At 55.4% G+C, this 16,574-nt stretch carries 11 protein-coding genes; 5 read left to right on the top strand and 6 right to left on the bottom strand.

The window, feature by feature from the left end; translation table 11 throughout:
• Nucleotides 1–113 precede the first annotated feature (113 nt).
• On the bottom strand, nucleotides 114–1,568 hold the full coding sequence (locus tag ABD971_RS32030; protein ID WP_345327784.1) for a sulfatase-like hydrolase/transferase: 1,455 nt from the start codon (nucleotides 1,566–1,568) through the stop codon (nucleotides 114–116).
• Nucleotides 1,565–3,070, bottom strand: coding sequence for a sulfatase (locus tag ABD971_RS32025; RefSeq protein ID WP_345327783.1), 1,506 nt, complete (start codon nucleotides 3,068–3,070; stop codon nucleotides 1,565–1,567). The genes ABD971_RS32030 and ABD971_RS32025 overlap by 4 nt, the downstream gene beginning before the upstream one ends.
• Before the next feature lie 25 nt (nucleotides 3,071–3,095).
• On the opposite strand from ABD971_RS32025, the gene ABD971_RS32020 reads away from it, so the two are divergent.
• From ABD971_RS32020 to ABD971_RS32005, 4 genes are all read left to right on the top strand, one after another.
• The gene (locus ABD971_RS32020; RefSeq protein ID WP_339945267.1) at nucleotides 3,096–3,314 is read left to right on the top strand and encodes a hypothetical protein; all 219 of its coding nucleotides are present in this window, start codon (nucleotides 3,096–3,098) and stop codon (nucleotides 3,312–3,314) included.
• Between the two features lie 133 nt (nucleotides 3,315–3,447).
• Nucleotides 3,448–4,836, top strand: coding sequence for a hypothetical protein (locus tag ABD971_RS32015; protein ID WP_345327782.1), 1,389 nt, complete (start codon nucleotides 3,448–3,450; stop codon nucleotides 4,834–4,836).
• Nucleotides 4,837–5,104: 268 nt separating this feature from the next.
• Nucleotides 5,105–6,058, top strand: coding sequence for a hypothetical protein (locus ABD971_RS32010; protein WP_345327781.1), 954 nt, complete (start codon nucleotides 5,105–5,107; stop codon nucleotides 6,056–6,058).
• A 407-nt stretch (nucleotides 6,059–6,465) separates the two neighbouring features.
• Nucleotides 6,466–7,371: an MYG1 family protein gene (locus tag ABD971_RS32005; protein WP_345327780.1), complete on the top strand. Its 906-nt coding sequence runs from the start codon at nucleotides 6,466–6,468 to the stop codon at nucleotides 7,369–7,371.
• Nucleotides 7,372–7,446: 75 nt separating this feature from the next.
• Here ABD971_RS32005 and ABD971_RS32000 read toward each other — a convergent pair whose 3' ends face one another.
• Together ABD971_RS32000 and pckA are read right to left on the bottom strand one after the other, a co-directional pair.
• Nucleotides 7,447–7,623 (bottom strand): hypothetical protein, encoded by a 177-nt coding sequence (locus ABD971_RS32000; RefSeq protein ID WP_339945272.1) that lies wholly within the window; start codon nucleotides 7,621–7,623, stop codon nucleotides 7,447–7,449.
• 109 nt (nucleotides 7,624–7,732) lie between these two features.
• Nucleotides 7,733–9,322, bottom strand: coding sequence for a phosphoenolpyruvate carboxykinase (ATP) (pckA, locus tag ABD971_RS31995; protein ID WP_345327779.1), 1,590 nt, complete (start codon nucleotides 9,320–9,322; stop codon nucleotides 7,733–7,735).
• Between the two features lie 249 nt (nucleotides 9,323–9,571).
• Between pckA and uvrA the strand changes: the two genes are divergently transcribed.
• A complete protein-coding gene (gene uvrA, locus ABD971_RS31990; RefSeq protein WP_345327778.1) occupies nucleotides 9,572–12,433 on the top strand; it encodes an excinuclease ABC subunit UvrA in 2,862 nt (953 codons plus the stop codon).
• A 136-nt stretch (nucleotides 12,434–12,569) separates the two neighbouring features.
• Here the strand turns inward: uvrA and ABD971_RS31985 are convergent, their stop codons facing one another.
• Nucleotides 12,570–12,887, bottom strand: a complete 318-nt coding sequence (locus ABD971_RS31985; protein ID WP_008703314.1) for a hypothetical protein — start codon at nucleotides 12,885–12,887, stop codon at nucleotides 12,570–12,572.
• A gap of 635 nt (nucleotides 12,888–13,522) precedes the next feature.
• The gene (locus ABD971_RS31980) at nucleotides 13,523–16,363 is read right to left on the bottom strand and encodes a COG1361 family protein (protein ID WP_345327777.1); all 2,841 of its coding nucleotides are present in this window, start codon (nucleotides 16,361–16,363) and stop codon (nucleotides 13,523–13,525) included.
• Between the last annotated feature and the right edge of the window lie 211 nt (nucleotides 16,364–16,574).

Below are 16,574 nucleotides of genomic sequence, written 5' to 3'. Positions count from 1 at the left end.
CACCATTAGCGACGTAGCGGAACTCGTCAAGAGTTTCGACCTGTTCGCCGATTCACGAAAGTCTTGACGAATTTCGCTACGCATCATCCCGCCACTTAATGTGCCAACGTTCCTTAGTAACGGTAGTCGGCGCCATCGCGGCTTCGCTGGCAACTCGCTTCGATTTCGGCTAGCTTTTGACTCAGAACTGACAAGCGTTCGGGCGAAGTTGCCGCCAGATCGTTTTGTTCGTACGGGTCTTCGCTCAGATCGAACAAACGAATCTTGCCGCCTTTTTTCGCTTCTTGCAACAACTTCCAATTCCCCGAAATGATCGCCTTGCCATCGATCCCACCTTGCAGGCGACGATAGCCGAAAAACAGCTCTCGCTCTTGCGTTTTAACCTTTTCCGTCAGCAGCGGCATCAGGTTGATCCCGTCGATCGGCAGCGAGGACTTGATGGCCGACTCGACCTGACAGGCATTTGCGATAGTGGGCAAAAAATCCACGGTCGAACAACGCACATCGGTTGTCGTACCGGGCGGGATCACGCCAGGCCATTCAGCACAGGCCGGAACCAACAACCCGCCCTCGTACATCGTGTGTTTGTGTCCATGAAACGGGCCTGCCGAAGCGACACCCTTTTTGGCCAAACCGTCGGAAGGGCCGTTGTCGCTGCAGAACAAGACAAGCGTGCGTTTTTCGATGCCAAGTTCACGCAGCTTGGTTCGCAATCGACCAATCTGCTCGTCCATGGCCGTGATACAGCCGTAGTAATTTTGACGCGACTTGCCAAATTTCTTGTAGCGTTTTTTGTATTCTTCGCCCGCGACCACCGGTTCGTGTGGAGCGTGGAACCAAACCGTTGCCAAAAACGGCTTATCCTTGCTGGCTTTGATAAACGGGATCACGCGATCCATGATGATACGACTATCATCGCCCGCCATATTCTCGGACACCTCCTTGCCATCTTGGACATAGGGCATTCCTCCCTTCCATGGCTTGCCTTCCTCGTTCCCCCAACTCTCCCACTGCTCGGGTGTCACCGTAGGGTTCCAGGTCGGTACCGCACTTGTGGTGGCAAAGTAGTGATCGTACCCATGGTGTGATGGCGGCGAGTAAAAGCCACGAGCGCTGACATCGTCGGGTTTGACCCAGCCGACATGCCACTTGCCAAAAAAGCCGCTTCGGTAACCTTTCTTTTTCAACAATTCAGGAATCGTTGTTTCGCCCACGCGCATCCCACCGGTGTGCGCGGCGAGGATTCCATAGCGAAAGGGATATCGTCCTGTTAAACAACTGCCGCGAGTCGGCGAGCAGAGGGACGCGGCGGCGTAAAAACGGTCCATCCGCATGCCACCGGCAGCCATCGCGTCGAGGTTCGGAGTATGAATGTCATTGTTGCCGTTGAACCCGACATCCCCCCAACCTTGATCGTCGCTCATCAGCATGATCACATTAGGAGGGCTTGAATCGGAAGGCCGTGTTTCGGCATCCGCTTTGGCTTGGCTTGTCACGCCAAGGCAAAGCAGGCCCACCGATAGCGACACGACGTGAAAGTATCGGCGATTCGATTTGGGATTATTCATTGGATAATTTCACCTTCGGTTAATGTCTCGATCCACTGACCATGTTGTTTTTTGACTTCTTTCAACTCAGGTTGATCGGCTAGATTGGTCCACTCATTGGGATCTTTGCTGTGGTCATAGAGTTCTTCGGAACCGTCGCGATAGCGAATGTAACGCCATCGTTCTGAGCGAACGGTGTGGTTACCGGCGGTCGTCGAGGTCAATGCAGGTCGATCCCATGCGTCATCGGGGTTCACCAGCAGCCGACGAAAACTTTGGCCTTGCAGTTGAGCCGGCGGCTCTAAATTGCAAACTTCGGCGAGCGTTGGAAAGATGTCGATCAGCCCGACTGTGCGGTCGCATATGCTTCCATCGGCGGACACTCCGGGCACGTGGACCGCCAAAAAGCTACGCGTGGACTCTTCCCATGGCATCCATTTTCGCCAGTGTTGTTTTTCGCCGAGATGCCAACCGTGATCCGACCAAAGCACGACAACGGTGTTGTTGGCATAGCGACTGTCTCGCAGATGCGACAGCACTTGCCCGATGCAATCGTCGGTCAACGCCACGCAGGCGTGATAGGCATGCACCAGTTCACGCCGATACGTCGGGCTGTACTGATCGACGGCGTCATCGGCGATCAAATCATCGCGGTCGAGCACCCATCGCCGTCCAATCTCGGGAACATCATCCAAGTCGTTCTCAAGCACGGCTGGCATCGTCAGTTTTTCACGATCGAACTGGTCGAAATATCGCTTCGGAGCAGTCATTGGGGTGTGAGGCTTGTAGAACCCGATCGCAAGAAAGAAGGGTTTCTCGTGCTTTTGATCCAATTGCGTTTTCGCCCAGGCCGCGACTTGCTCGTCGGGCATTTCGCCCGGCTCGATGTCCAGCGCCGCCCACGCCAACGTGTCTTTTGCCCGATCGCCAAATCGCTCTGCAAACTGCCTTCCGTTCGGAGGCTCAGGCCCCCATCGCAGTGTTTTTGGCCCCACCGAATCCCAGTAAGCCTTTTTGCCATGGTCGTTGTGATAGATTTTTCCCATGCACATCGTGTGGTAACCATTGTCGCGAAACCAAGCCGGCATCTGGGTTGCCGAACGATAAACCGAACCGGCACGTTTCAGACTGTTTCCATAGATCCCGGTCGTCGATGCATACATTCCGGTCAGCACCGAGGTGCGTGATGCATTGCAAAGTGCGACTTGGCAGTGCGCGTTGCGAAACAGCACACTGTGCTTGGCAAAGTCGTCCATGTTGGGCGTTTGGGCATCGGGATTTCCCCCCAGACATCCCACCCAATCATTCAAATCGTCGACAGCGATAAACAGGACATTGGGCGGTTGATTGGCAGCGATCTCGGACTGCTTCGGTTGCGATTCAGGTTCATCGGCTTGTAAGCCAGCAGAATTCCAACTCGAAAAGCCGTTTGCCAAGGCAATCGTCACCACCAGAAATCGTGCCACGTAGAACCGCGGTCGATCGCATGTACCACGGCGAATGTCATTGGTAAAAAGTATCATGGGTTCACATGGACGGATAAAGCAGGTGAAGAAGAATGAAGTGGCGGCGAGAATGCCGGTTGATAGTATGAACGAAACAATTGACAAGTGCAGCTACCACCCTTTATTTTCCGCTGCTCGGCTTATTTTCTGCTACTCGGCCATGGAAGGTGGTCAATCCACTTTGGCATTCACATTATTCATTTCAAATTTCCAAAGTTGGAATCAATCCAAGGACAACACGACGTCTGCAGCAGGTTTATAACGGAGCTCTTGGAGTCTTGCGTCGAGTTCGTCGCGGACTACCTTGATTGCTGTCAGCTTCCCGGTTGGTTCTCCTTGATCGTCGGCCCGGTCGGGTGGCGTTTTCATTTGATTTTCAAGGTCAGCCGTTTCTGATGACTACATTCCGAACTGTTTTCGTGGCCGCGTCGTTGGTGTTGTTGTCGCCATTGCTTTTTGGCGCGGAAACGATCATCGTCAAAGCAAAAGCCAAACCACAGCACCGCTGGAAAGACCGCCCGACGCGGACGATCGATACGCTGGAAAACTACCAAGCTTTTGAGCCCCCACTCAACAAGTACGGCAGCCGCATGGACCAGCGAGAACCGAGTACTGGGTTTTTCTATACTCTGCAAAAGGATGGACGCTGGTGGATCATCGATCCCGAAGGGTATCGTCACATCAACCGTGGGATCGTCTCGGTGGGCATTGGAACCGGGCCGGCTCAGCGGAAAGCCTTTGCTCAAACATTCCAAAGTAAAGCCGATTGGGCGACGCGAACAGTCACGCTACTTCGCGATCATGGTTTCACGGGAACCGGAGCTTGGACGGACGATGATCTGATCCAAGACCATAGCGATGGCTTTTCCTACTGCGTCAACTGGAATTTCATGACCACGTTTAGCAAGGGGCGAACCCGTCGCGGTTCGGGTCATGCCAACTATCCCGAGGACTGCATCTTGGTCTTTCATCCAGGATGGGAAGCTTTTTGCACGAAACATGCACGCGAACGAATCACTCAACACAAGGAAGACCCAAATCTGCTTGGCCATTTTTTTGACAACGAGCTTCCGCTGAAACCCGACATGATCGACCGCTATCTTCGATTGGACAAAAACGAACCTGGCTATGTCGCCGCGATCATTTTTCTAAAAGCTCAACATGGCGACGATGCGACGGTGGAGGACCTGACCTCATCGGACCGAGCGAAGTTTGACGAACTGGTGATGGAAAAGTATCTCGGCACGGTGGCAAGAGCGATCAAGCAAGTCGATCCCAACCACATGCTGCTCGGTCCTAGGCTGTATTCACGCAACGCGTCGCTCGATGTCATCGGCAAGTATGTGGATGCGTTCTGTTACAACCTTTACGGACAATGGTCACCGGCAAGCAAAGCCAGTGCACTTGCCGCCGAGGTGGGCAAACCGCTGATCGTCACGGAATACTACGCCAAAGGAATGGACGCGGTGGGTCTTACCAACCAAAGCGGTGCCGGATGGTGCGTCCCAACCCAAACCGACCGTGGGCTGTTCTATCAAAATTTTTGCCTCGACTTGATGGAATCAAAGGTTTGTGTCGGATGGCATTGGTTTAAGTACCAAGACAATGACCCCACCGACACCACCAAAGACCCCTCCAATCTGAACTCGAACAAAGGAATTCTCGACAATCACTATCAACCGTATAGGCCGCTGTTGGACCGGATGAAGGAATTGAACCACGAGGTGTACGGTTTGATTGACTATTTCGACCAGCGATCGACGGCTTTGCCGAGCAGCAAGTAGGCGGTTTTGTGTCGGCGGGGTCACGCTGCCGGGCGGTGGTCCAGTGCCATTGATTTCAGTAGCGTTTGCGGTGCGAGCCGTCCGGTTGCGGCGAATAAAACGTTCGAACCAGACCGGGCGGATGGCGACGTTCCGCCATAAATCCCACCCGATTAGTGCGATAGTAGATGGCTACAGGCGGAGGACGACGGGCTCGGTCTTTGCAAAAGCTTCTGCTACAATACAGCACGTCACAAGTAGTCGTTTCTCAATCGAGTGAACCTCATCCATGCTCGTTGCACTGCACATACGCATCACGCTGCTAACATTCGTCGTTTTGTCGCTATCGGCCGTGACCGACGGGCAAGAGCGGCGGGCACCGAAACCGACGTTTAGCAAGGGCGATACACGGGGCGTTTTCTTTGATTCGCTTGACGAAGCGTTCCGTGACACACGTCCGACGCTCGCGACGATTCGCAAGGCATCCTCGGCCGCTGCGGTTGCCGCCATGGCGTCAAGTGATGCAGGCGAGGAAGAAGAATCGACGTCCGCCGGTGGAGACTGGGACAAGCTGATTGCCCCGACTTCGCTCGAGGATGAAATTAAACGACTGAAGCTTCACTATGACGAAGTGGTCTCGACCCCTGGATCGTTCAAAGGAGGCGGTTACCAAGACGCCCGCTTGGACCTGTCGATTCTGGCGACACTGTTCGCGATCATCAACGACTACTCCGGCGAGGTACGCTGGAAAGACCAAGCGGCGGCGGCTCGCGACCTGATTGCCCGAACGGCGTTCAATTGCAAAGCCGGTTCGGCTCAGGTCTATAACGAAGCAAAATTGCGAAAGGCCGATCTGCAAGACCTTGTCGCTGGTAGCGGGCTCGCCAATCGCGACGCCGAACCGGACAACGACTGGTCGATGATCGTCGACCGATCACCGTTAATGGAGTACGCGGAATTGCTGAAAGACAAATTGAAGCAGGCGAGCCGCGACAAAAAATCGACCGAAGAGAATGCCGAGCAAATCCGTCGCGACGCGCAGCTGTTGGCAATGGTGGGCAAGGTATTGACTAAAGAAGGGCTCGACGACGCCGAGGACGACGAATACGTCATGCTCAGTAACAACATGTCGAAAGCCGCCACGGCAATCGCCACTGCGATTGAATCCAACACGTACGAGATCGGACCGCTCGTCGGCGCCGTCACCCAAAGCTGTGACGCCTGCCACGAACAATATCGGTAAGGGGCCAGATGCAAAGCGGACTGGGTTTGTGCAAGCTACCGGAATCTCGTCGTGTCTTTTGATCCGGTTCGCCTCTGGCTAGCTCTGACAGCATCGTTCTTGTGAACATCATGCCCAACTTGTTCCATTATGGGCGATGAAAAGGGAATCATTCACAAAGGCATCAAGCCTCAGAATATTCTGCTCAAACATGATCCCTCCGCGCCGTACGGTCTGCGTCCGACGCTTTGATTGAGCCGGTCTGGGACCGGCCTGGAGTGCAGAGCATTTTGGTCAATGCAGTAACGACGCACTGGGGAAACTAAGGTTCTCAGGAATAGAGACAGAGGCCCCGGTTTGTTCCTCCTTGTGCTACAGGTTCCATCCATCCATTTTGTCGGTATGTTTTGTGCCTACGGACTTCAAACTTGACTCCCCATTCTGAATACCGCGACTCGATGACCATGCAGCTGATCGTGACCCATCCGGGCGGCGCCCATAAAGACGATTTTTTGGCCTGCTGCCTGCTGGCGCATCTGCACGGGATTCCGATCCAGCGACGTGAGCCCACCGATGACGATTTGGCTGATCGATCGATCTGTGTCGTCGACGTTGGCGGGGTGCACGACCCCGAACACAACAACTTTGACCATCACCAGTTCGCTCGCGATGCTCCGCCACTTTGCGCTTTATCGCTGGTGCTGCAAAGCATAGGGCTGTACGAAGACGCGCTGTCCTTCTGTGCCTGGCTTCGTCCCGCGGAATGGCTCGATACTTTGGGACCCAACGAAACCGCCAACTTGATGGGGATTCCGCGGACGGCGTTGTCGGAGCTTAATTCGCCGCTCGACACGACGTTGCTCAATCGATTTGCAAAGCATACCGAGCTCCGTCCTGACAATCCGGTGTACCAAGTCATGTGCATGGTCGGCGAGGATATTGTCACCTACTTGCGGTCGTTGCGTGAGCGATTGAACTACCTGAAAGAGCATGCTCAGTACTGGACGATTGAAACCGACGACGCGCCGATTCAAGCGTTGTACTTGGAAAAAAGTGACGTGATTTCAGATGATCCTTCGTTTGGTATCTACGCGTTCATCGAAAGCGAAGGAAAAGAAGACGAGATTCAGGCGTTGGTCTATCCTGATCGGCGTGGCGACGGATTCGGACTGACGCGTTACAACGACAGCCAGCGTTTGGATTTTTCGCAGATCGAATCCCACGACGAAGTTCGCTTTGCCCACAAACGTGGCTTTGTCGCAAAAGTCGACACGACCGATCCGGCGCAGCTAAAGAAGTTGTTGGAAAACGCGATCGTCAAAGCGGTTCGCTAAAACCAAGTCGCGTCGATTTCCGCCGGCGGGTGGGGAACCAGGGCGGGTGGGGAACCGGGGGCATGCAGGGACCACTCACTTGATGTCTTTCTCGGAGACCGGTTTACAGAGGTACGCTTTCTCGGACGCGGTGCGGCCACATTTCTTGCAAACGTAAGTCGACGAGCGGGCTTCCGCTAACAACAGCGGCAGCGAATCCTCGATTTCGCGACGATCCCATTTGCAGATCGCTTTTTTCTTCTTTGGCTTCATGGCGGTCAATCCTGGCGAGTGACGTCGGTCCGTAACCGACCTATTGTAATCTGCCCCCGCCCCGCCCGAAGCGATTATTCCGTGAGGTCAAGCTCGCGACGATTCGTCACTACGACGTTGCCGGTCCTGCGTTGCGAATCGCTTCACTCGCTCCCGACTCGAACTTTTTGAAGTTGTCGTGGAACAAATCGGCCAACCGCCGTGCACTGCTGTGATAGGCGTCAGCGTCGGCCCAAGCGTCCGCAGGCCACAACACTTCACTCGGCAAATCGCCACAGGTTTCAGGAACTTCAAAGCGGAACACGGGATCCGTTCGCGTGCTGGCGTTTGCCAGCGAACCGTCATGAATCGCATCAATGATCCCACGCGTGTGCTTGATACTCATGCGTTTGCCCACGCCGTAGGGGCCGCCACCCCATCCGGTGTTGACCAACCACACGTTGCTGCCGTGTTGACGAATACGGTCGGCCAACAACTCGGCATATTTTGCCGGATGCCAGACCAAGAACGCGGCTCCGAAACAGGCACTGAAGGTCGCGGTCGGTTCATTGACGTTCATTTCCGTGCCCGCGACTTTTGCGGTATAACCGCTGATAAAATGATACATCGCTTGCTCGGGCGTCAGCTTTGCCACCGGTGGTAAGACGCCAAAGGCATCACACGTCAAAAAGATAATGTTGTCTGGATGGCCTCCGACGCAAGGAATCTTTGCATTTTCGATATAGTCGATCGGGTAAGCGACGCGAGTATTCTCGGTGATCGACGCGTCATCGTAATTGACCACATGCGTGGTTTCGTCGAACACGACATTCTCGAGCACGCTGCCATAGCGAATCGCTTGATAGATTTCCGGTTCACTCTCTTCACTTAAGTGGATGACTTTCGCGTAACACCCGCCTTCGATGTTAAAAACGCCGGTGGACGTCCAACAATGCTCGTCGTCGCCGATCAGCCGGCGGTGGGGATCGGTCGACAACGTTGTCTTGCCGGTTCCCGATAGACCAAAGAACAGCGACACGCTGCCGGAGGCCGATTCGTTCGCACTGCAGTGCATGCTGAGTACGTCCTTTTTGGGCATCAGATAGTTCATCACCGTGAACACGCCCTTCTTCATTTCGCCAGCGTACTGGGTCCCCAAAATCACGAACTCACCATGCCTGAACGACAAGTCCACGCTCGTCGTGCTGGTCATTTGCGCGGTGTAGGGGTTGGCGGGGAACGAACCGGCATTAAAAATGGTGATGTCGGGTTCGCCAAACGTTTGCAGTTCTTCGGTGGTGGGACGGATCAGCATGTTGTGCATAAACAGGGCATGGTACGCACTTTCGGCAATCACGCGAATCTTTAACTGGTGGTCCGGGTCCCAGCCTGCGAATCCATCGAATACAAAAATTCGCGAGCGAGTATTTAGATAATCGATCGCCCGCTGGCGATTGATTGCAAACGAGCGGTCGGTCAGCCGGATATTGACATCGCCCCACCATATATCGTCAGTGCTTTCGGGTTCGTCGACGATTCGCTTGTCTTTGGGACTTCGCCCGGTCTTGTCACCGCTACGAGTCGCGAGGGCTCCGGAGGCCGAAATTGCAGCGTGTTCATCGATAATTGCGTATTCGTACAAACGAGCCGGCGTCGCGTTGCGAATCACGTCTGAAACACGGATTCCGTACTCTTGCAAATCGATTGGATTAACACTCATCAGTAGCTCTCGCAAATACAGGGTAATCGTCAGGCCACATCGTACGGGGTACGCGATCATTCGCCAACTCGGTACAAATTTGACGGCTGGAAACAGGCACATAGCGATGAATAAGGGCGCATGGTTTGCAACAGCAACGTTTGCGTCAGCAACGATTGCAACCGCATCGATTGCCATGGTCTGCCGTGTCCCTTCGCGGTCTGAATCTGAACGATCGCACCCCGTCCGCACTTCCAACGGAAAAACAACTTGAACACGGATTTCATCTCAGTTCGCGGTTGCCGCGTTCACAACCTACAAAACATCGACGTCGATATCCCTCGAGGGAAATTGGTCGCGTTCTGTGGCGTTTCGGGCAGCGGCAAAACATCGCTGGCAATCGACACGCTGTACGCCGAGGGCCAGCGTTGCTACATCGAAAGCTTCTCGGCGTACACTCGCCAATTCCTGGCTCGATTGGACAAGCCCGATTGCGACTCGATCGACGGAATCCCTCCGGCGATCGCGGTCACACGGGCCGGCGGATCGAAAACCAATCGCAGCACTGTCGGAACGACGACCGAGATCGCGGACCATTTGCGGCTGTTGTTCGCCAAAGCGGCAACGCTGATCTGTCACAACTGTGGCAATCCCGTTCGCAGCGATGACCCGGCGGTGATTGCCGAAGAGATGCTGCAATCCGCCGATCGCTCGCGGGCCATGATCACGTTTCCTGTTTGGTTGCCCGACCGACAAGCGGCCAGCGAGATTCTGCTGGGATTGCAGCAAGACGGCTACGTGCGATTAGTTGTCGGCGAGCAAACGTTTCACCTTTCGGATTCCGACCGATTGGCGCTCGCGAAAAAGGTGGGCAAAAAAGGAATCGAGTGCTTTGTGATTGTCGACCGCGTCTCGGCCGACACCGATTTGACGCGATTGACCGAGTCGCTGGAAAACGCGATGGGCGAAGGACACGGTCGCGCTGTGATTTTCTCGGAGGTCCGCGACGACTCGCCTTCCGATTCCGATTCCGATTCCCCAAAATCCGCGAACGTCGTCGAAATTGATTCGCGATCCTGGTTGCGGCGAACGATCAGTCGAGATCGTCGTTGCGACGCGTGTGACATCGATTATCCCGATCCTGTGCCACGGTTGTTCAATTTCAACAATCCCTTGGGCGCATGCCCGACCTGTGAAGGGTTTGGTGACGTCGTCGATGTCGATATGGACTTGGTTGTGCCCGACAAGTCACTGTCGCTTGCCGAAGGAGCAATTGCGTCCTGGAACACCCCGTCGTACAACCATGAATTGCAGGAACTACTCGAACTCGCATCCGATTACGACATCCCAGTCGACGCCCCCTTTTCGTCGCTAAAGAAAAAGCATTTGAAGTGGATCATCGGCGGGGTGCCCGACCGCGACTTTGGCGGACTCGATGGTTTCTTTGCTTGGCTGGACCGCAAGAAGTATAAGATGCATGTTCGCATTTTTGCTTCGCGATACCGCAGTTACCACCTCTGTCCCAGCTGTGACGGAAAGCGTTTTAATCCGCTCGCCCTCTCCTATTACGTGGGCGACAAAAACGTCGCCGACGTGTTATCGATGCAAGCGGACGAAGCGGACGCGTTTTTTGCGAATGTGAAACTGGAAAAACGCGAAGCCAAAATCGCTGCCGAACCGCTGACCCAAATCCGCGATCGTATCGGTTACTTGCAAACCGTCGGACTCGGTTATCTGCAACTCGATCGAACGCTGCGAACGCTTTCGGGAGGCGAGACACAGCGGGTTGCCTTGACCGCGGCGCTCGGCAGCAGTCTGGTCAACATGCTGTACGTGCTGGACGAACCAACGGCCGGACTGCATCCGGCGGATGTCGAAACGCTGGTCGGAGCGATCTTGGGGCTGCGCGATCGTGGCAATACCGTGATCGTGGTGGAACATGACGAGACGATGATTCGCACGGCTGATGAGGTGCTCGAAATCGGACCAACCGCTGGAAAATCCGGCGGCAAAGTGATGTTTCAAGGAACCACAAAACAACTCTTGGCCGCAAAACAGAGTTTGACCGGCCAATTTTTGACGGGCGAACGTGGATGGACATTGCGAGACCGCGAGGTGCGTACACCGCGAGGCACCATTTCACTGAAAGGTGCCAGCGGCCACAACCTGCAAAATGTCGATGTCGATTTTCCACTCGGCGTGCTGTGTTTGGTAACCGGCGTTTCAGGCAGCGGCAAAAGCTCGCTCGTTCAAGACACGCTGTATGGTGCAATCCGAACTCGCAAAGCTTCCGATTCGACACCGGCGTTGCCGTTTGCATCGATTACAGGGCTCGGCCAAATCGACGAGTGCATGTTGATTGACCAATCTCCGATCAGCAAGAGTGCTCGCAGTTGCCCGGTGACTTATGTCAAAGCGTTTGATGCGATTCGTAAAGTGTTTGCCGATACGGTCGATGCAAGAACGCGAAATCTTGTCGCTGGTCACTTTAGTTTCAACAGCGACAAAGGGCAGTGTCCCGAATGCGAAGGGGCCGGTGTGCTGCAAATCGACATGCAGTTCTTGGCGGACGTGACGATGCGATGCCCGAGCTGCCAAGGATCACGGTATCGCGACGACATTTTAAAAGTGCGTTATCGCGATCGCACGATTGCCGACGTGTTAGAGATGAGTGTGCGTGAAGCGGTCTCGTTCTTTCGTGGTGAAGAGAAGGCACAAACACGGCTGCAGCGGTTGATCGATGTCGGACTCGACTACATCAAACTCGGGCAACCCGGGCCGACGCTGTCCAGCGGCGAAGGTCAGCGAATGAAACTGGCTGCGTTTCTTGCTTCGGCTTCTCGTCGGCGAACGCTGTTCATTTTGGATGAACCGACAACGGGACTACATTTTGCCGACATCGTGCGGCTGGTTGATTGTTTTGATGCTTTGATTGCCGACGGTCATTCCTTGGTCGTGGTCGAGCACAACGCGATGTTGATGCAAGCGGCCGATTACATCATCGACCTCGGGCCTGGGGCCGCCAGTGCCGGTGGACGTGTCGTCGCCACGGGAACGCCCGCGGAGATCATCAAATGCAAAGAGAGCGTGACGGGCGCGGTATTAAAAGCCGCGCATCAAGCATCGTCCTAGTCGCCTTTCGCTCTGCGAAAGTTGTGGTACGGCGTGGGATTCCCGTCAGCCGTAGGCCGTAAAGCACCGGGTCCCGCAGCAGACCCGGCCGCTTACGCGTCACGGCTCACCCAACGAAGCGACATTGCGATTCGCGTTACGATGCGGCCGCGGCAGCTGCGATCTCTTTGGCCGAACGCCGCGTTCGACGCCGCGGCTTGGCGCTGGCCCATTCTTTGGTCATCGCCTCGAAGACGTCGGGCGTCTCGTAACGGACGATCGTCTTGCCTTCGGGCATCGGGCCGATCAGCCCGCGAAACACCGGCATCCCACGCAGTTCCAAATCGGTACTGCAGTCATCCGTCCCGATTTGAACGTGCATCTTTAGAAGCGGATCACTCGTTGGATAGTCATGGATCAACAACGAACCGTCGCGACCGCGTGCGACGACGCGGAAAGTGTCTTTTTTGGCCATGGTGCCTCCGGGAGGGGGTGGATGCTTGGCGCATTGAAATGGGAGATACAAGGTTGCTTGGCCATAGGAACGCCGACGCGGACCAAGAGACACGCTGCGATAAAGGGAGGGCACCGCATTGTGCATCATTTCAGGACTGGTACGCGTCGACGTTCATTGACTCGCCGACATTTTTTCGCTGTCTAAAACAACGAACCGAGGAGGGTGTTCTCGGGATGCTGCAAGAAGACCGGAGGAGGTCTGCCAGGCTAAATGTATTCATCGTCGCGTGACGCGAGAAAGTCGAAGAAAGAATGTGGCGTCCGCGCACCAGGACGAACGCGTGCAACTTGCACAATGTGCTTCAGACGGCGCCACTGCACCAAGACGGCACGAACCCAACAACCGTCCGCTGCTGCGACGCAATCTTTGACCGTTTGCAAGAAATCGCTTGACATGCACCGTAGTGGATCTTGCTAAAGCATCCCAGATGCAGGATCTTTAGCAAGATCCACTACGGCCGCTCGTTTGCTTCGCATATGCCGCGGTGGATAGACGCAAACCGAGAAACCAATGATGAGTTTGCTTACATGTTTAACGACAGGTTGCAAGCCTATCCCACGTGAACACAGGCTGGAAGCCTACGCTACGTTTGTTTACGGAATCACTTCGGTTTGCACGCTGTCGACGCCGCCAGGTCCGCGACGGCTGACCGATTCCACATTCAACTCGAATGTTTGCGGTTGATTGCTACTCATCACGATATCGTACTCAACCGTCTCATTGGGACGCATCGATCGGATATCAGCCAAGTAGATTGCCCCCGCTTTGACATCGAATTCGCCGCCGGTAGGACTCCGCCGCTGTGTAACCCGTTCGACCGCCACACCCGGTGGCAAGTTGAACCGCACACTTACTTCGCCATCCACTTGATCCGAATCATTTGTGACACGCAGCGTGTAGCGAATCGGCTGCCCGACGCGAACAGGATTGTCACGACCAAAAATCTCGACTTGAACTCGATCCGATTTCGCTGGCCCTGAGGGTAATGCCGGAGCCACGGGCCCCGTATCGGGCGTGGGTGGCAGTTGGCCTGGCCCACCGGGGATTGTCGGTGGCGTTGTCGCCGGTGGCAATAACGGTGGTGCGGTTCCTGTGGGTGGCGACGCTGGAGGTGCCCCCGCGACGATTGCGAAAACATGTTCGCCACTTGCGGATGTTCCGTCTCGAGCCACCGCCTCGACACGCACGAGCGATTGTGGATTGGTCGCCATCGCTCGGAATTGTCCTTCCAATACGGCACGCTGTCCCGGACTCACGACGGGCACGTCCCACTGGATCACCGTTTGTCCCGCACGTGGTTCGGACGCACCTTCGGTGGCCTGTAGCAATTGTAGTTGTGGATCGTATTGCAACATCACGCGTGCATCGCGGATCGGTGTTTGTCCCGAATTGTTAACGTAGGTGCGAATCACAAATTCATCGCCGGTGGCAACTCGGTCGCGACTTTCAATCGAGACGGTCAACGCGGGTGCATCGGGGATCGGATTGATCACGGTCACACATGCTTCGCTGACCGCACGTTGTCCGCCGTCGGCAGTTGCTTCAAAGTTGACGCAGCGACGTCCCGACGCGGTCGGAATGAATGTGATGGTTGTAGGCCATGTCTCGCCCGGTTGCAGCGGTCCGTCGGTCAACGCGTTACCGAGTTCCCGCGAGTTTCGCTCAGGATGCAGCATGTTCGGATCGCCAAACGCATTGAGTTTGACGTTTTCTAATGGACGATTGCCGGTGTTTTTTACATCGATATTAAATGTGACTTCTTCCCCCGCCTCGTAGCGTTCTTTTTCGGCTTGCGCGACGATCGCAAGCGAGGGCTGGAACACATCGACGCGAACGGTGTCTTCTGAAAACAATCCATTATCGCCACGAGCTTGGAATGTTAATTGTCCGGACGACTGTGACGTCACGTTCATGAACAAGTCCAACTGCGTCTTGGCTGGAATCGTACCGATTTCCCAAAGCACGCCGCCTGGCAAGACTTGGGCGAATGAATCCGCGCTGACGGCGCGAGTTCCCGGAGGAAACTCGACCGAAACGCGGACATTCGTCGCAGGCTGGTCGCCTGGGTTCGAGACGTTCGCGACGACTTCGTAAGGAACGTCAAAACTAGCCACCGATGGAGCGCCCGCCCGGACAGCCAACTGGGGTGAACTCCAGGTGACAAAGGTTTGTCCGCGGCCGAGCGTCATCGTCGGCATATTATCCGAATCGCCACCCGGTCGAATGACTTGCATATCGACCGTGACAGTGCCGCTGGTACCCGCAACCGGCAGTAGTTCTACCGTTGCGTTGCCGTTTTCATCGACGACCGCCTCGGCGACCGACGAACCGTTGGTACCCGCAAACGTTGCGGTTTCGGGTTGTTGTACTTCGTAACGCACTTTCCATCCACGTGCTGGCAAACTGCCTTCGGCACGTGTCACTCGAGTGGTCAAGGTAACAGGGGTTCCCGCGGGCACGATTTGTGACCCAGGAAATTGCCAGCGTGCATCGATCCAGTAGATCGTCGCGGTGGCTTTGCGTTGATCCCAGCACTCGCTTTCGGGAGCCAAGACCGTCACACGACTGGTGCCTTCACTTGGACTGCTAATCGAGATCCAAGTTTGGCCTTTTTCCAGTTGTACATCGTCACTGCGATCCAGGTTGCCACGTGTGATCAGCATCCGTTTCGTGCTGGTCAAACCGTGAGCGTACGAGGGATCATGTTTTTCAGGACGTTGTTTCTTTACCGTCATCCGGTGCAGAAGCCCCGGATCGTCGTCACCGACTTGAATAAACGTGCCAACGCTGTCGGGAGTCAACATCCATTCAAGCGGTTGGTTCATCTGCAGATAACCATCGGCCCCACAAATACCGGATAACAAAATGACTTCGCCGCCGACGGGAGCGACAATCTTCTGTGGGGTCAACAAGATGCAGCCGCGTTCGCCGCGATCAGGCAAACAGCGTGGATTGGTGTTGGTGATTTCGTCACCGTACAGAATCGACGGCGGACCGCTTTGGCACGAACCATTACACGGTGCACTTGGAACGCAAGCTTCGTCGTCTTTGCAGTGCTTGCCCAGCAATGAACATTTCGGTCCCGCAGCCGTCCCTAACGCACCGGTATTCGGCGCCGCACACGCAGGTGGCTCGACCGGCTCGGGAAACGCGGGGGTGGGGAAAGCAAAGGAGGGGTTGGTCAGGCAGGAACCGAAGCCACGCAAGCAGTTGAAGCACAGGCAGCTTTCGCCCGCGGATCCAGGCAGTGCGAGTTCGGTGGTGGTCGGTAGGGGAGCGAACAGGCAGGATCCGGTCGGATCGATCGCAGGCAACCGCAATCGGCTGCAACCGCTGGCAACAGCGAAGATCAGCAAAACGGCAACGATCAGAACTTGCCGCAAAGGCAAATTCCGGTTGCGATTCTGCTCGCTTCGTGCTGCGTTGTGGTTCATCGGCCTGCGTGGTGTTTGGATTCGTTCCGGACACACTTTGTCCAAGGAAACGTAGCACGCAAGATGGGGGCATGATGCAAGAAAACAACGTACTTTGTTGCCTAAACGCTACATCTTGCCGCCGAGTTTGACGGTAGTGCAGGTTTTGCAGGGGGAGGAGGGGGGAGGAAGTGAGGAGTGGGGAGCGAGGGGAAGGGAGAGGGGGAGAGGG

Source organism: Novipirellula rosea, from assembly GCF_039541335.1.
Taxonomy (GTDB): Bacteria; Planctomycetota; Planctomycetia; order Pirellulales; family Pirellulaceae; genus Novipirellula; species Novipirellula rosea.
The sequence above is the reverse complement of the archived record's forward strand: the minus strand, read 5'-3'. Positions and strand labels throughout refer to the sequence as shown.

What these genes read in the sequence shown, in the direction of transcription:
- ABD971_RS32030 (WP_345327784.1), bottom strand. Translation starts at nt 1,568, where the DNA reads ATGAATAATCCCAAATCGAATCGCCGATACTTTCACGTCGTGTCGCTA.
- ABD971_RS32025 (WP_345327783.1), bottom strand. Translation starts at nt 3,070, where the DNA reads ATGATACTTTTTACCAATGACATTCGCCGTGGTACATGCGATCGACCG.
- ABD971_RS32015 (WP_345327782.1), top strand. Translation starts at nt 3,448, where the DNA reads ATGACTACATTCCGAACTGTTTTCGTGGCCGCGTCGTTGGTGTTGTTG.
- ABD971_RS32010 (WP_345327781.1), top strand. Translation starts at nt 5,105, where the DNA reads ATGCTCGTTGCACTGCACATACGCATCACGCTGCTAACATTCGTCGTT.
- ABD971_RS32000 (WP_339945272.1), bottom strand. Translation starts at nt 7,623, where the DNA reads ATGAAGCCAAAGAAGAAAAAAGCGATCTGCAAATGGGATCGTCGCGAA.
- pckA (WP_345327779.1), bottom strand. Translation starts at nt 9,322, where the DNA reads ATGAGTGTTAATCCAATCGATTTGCAAGAGTACGGAATCCGTGTTTCA.
- ABD971_RS31985 (WP_008703314.1), bottom strand. Translation starts at nt 12,887, where the DNA reads ATGGCCAAAAAAGACACTTTCCGCGTCGTCGCACGCGGTCGCGACGGT.
- ABD971_RS31980 (WP_345327777.1), bottom strand. Translation starts at nt 16,363, where the DNA reads ATGAACCACAACGCAGCACGAAGCGAGCAGAATCGCAACCGGAATTTG.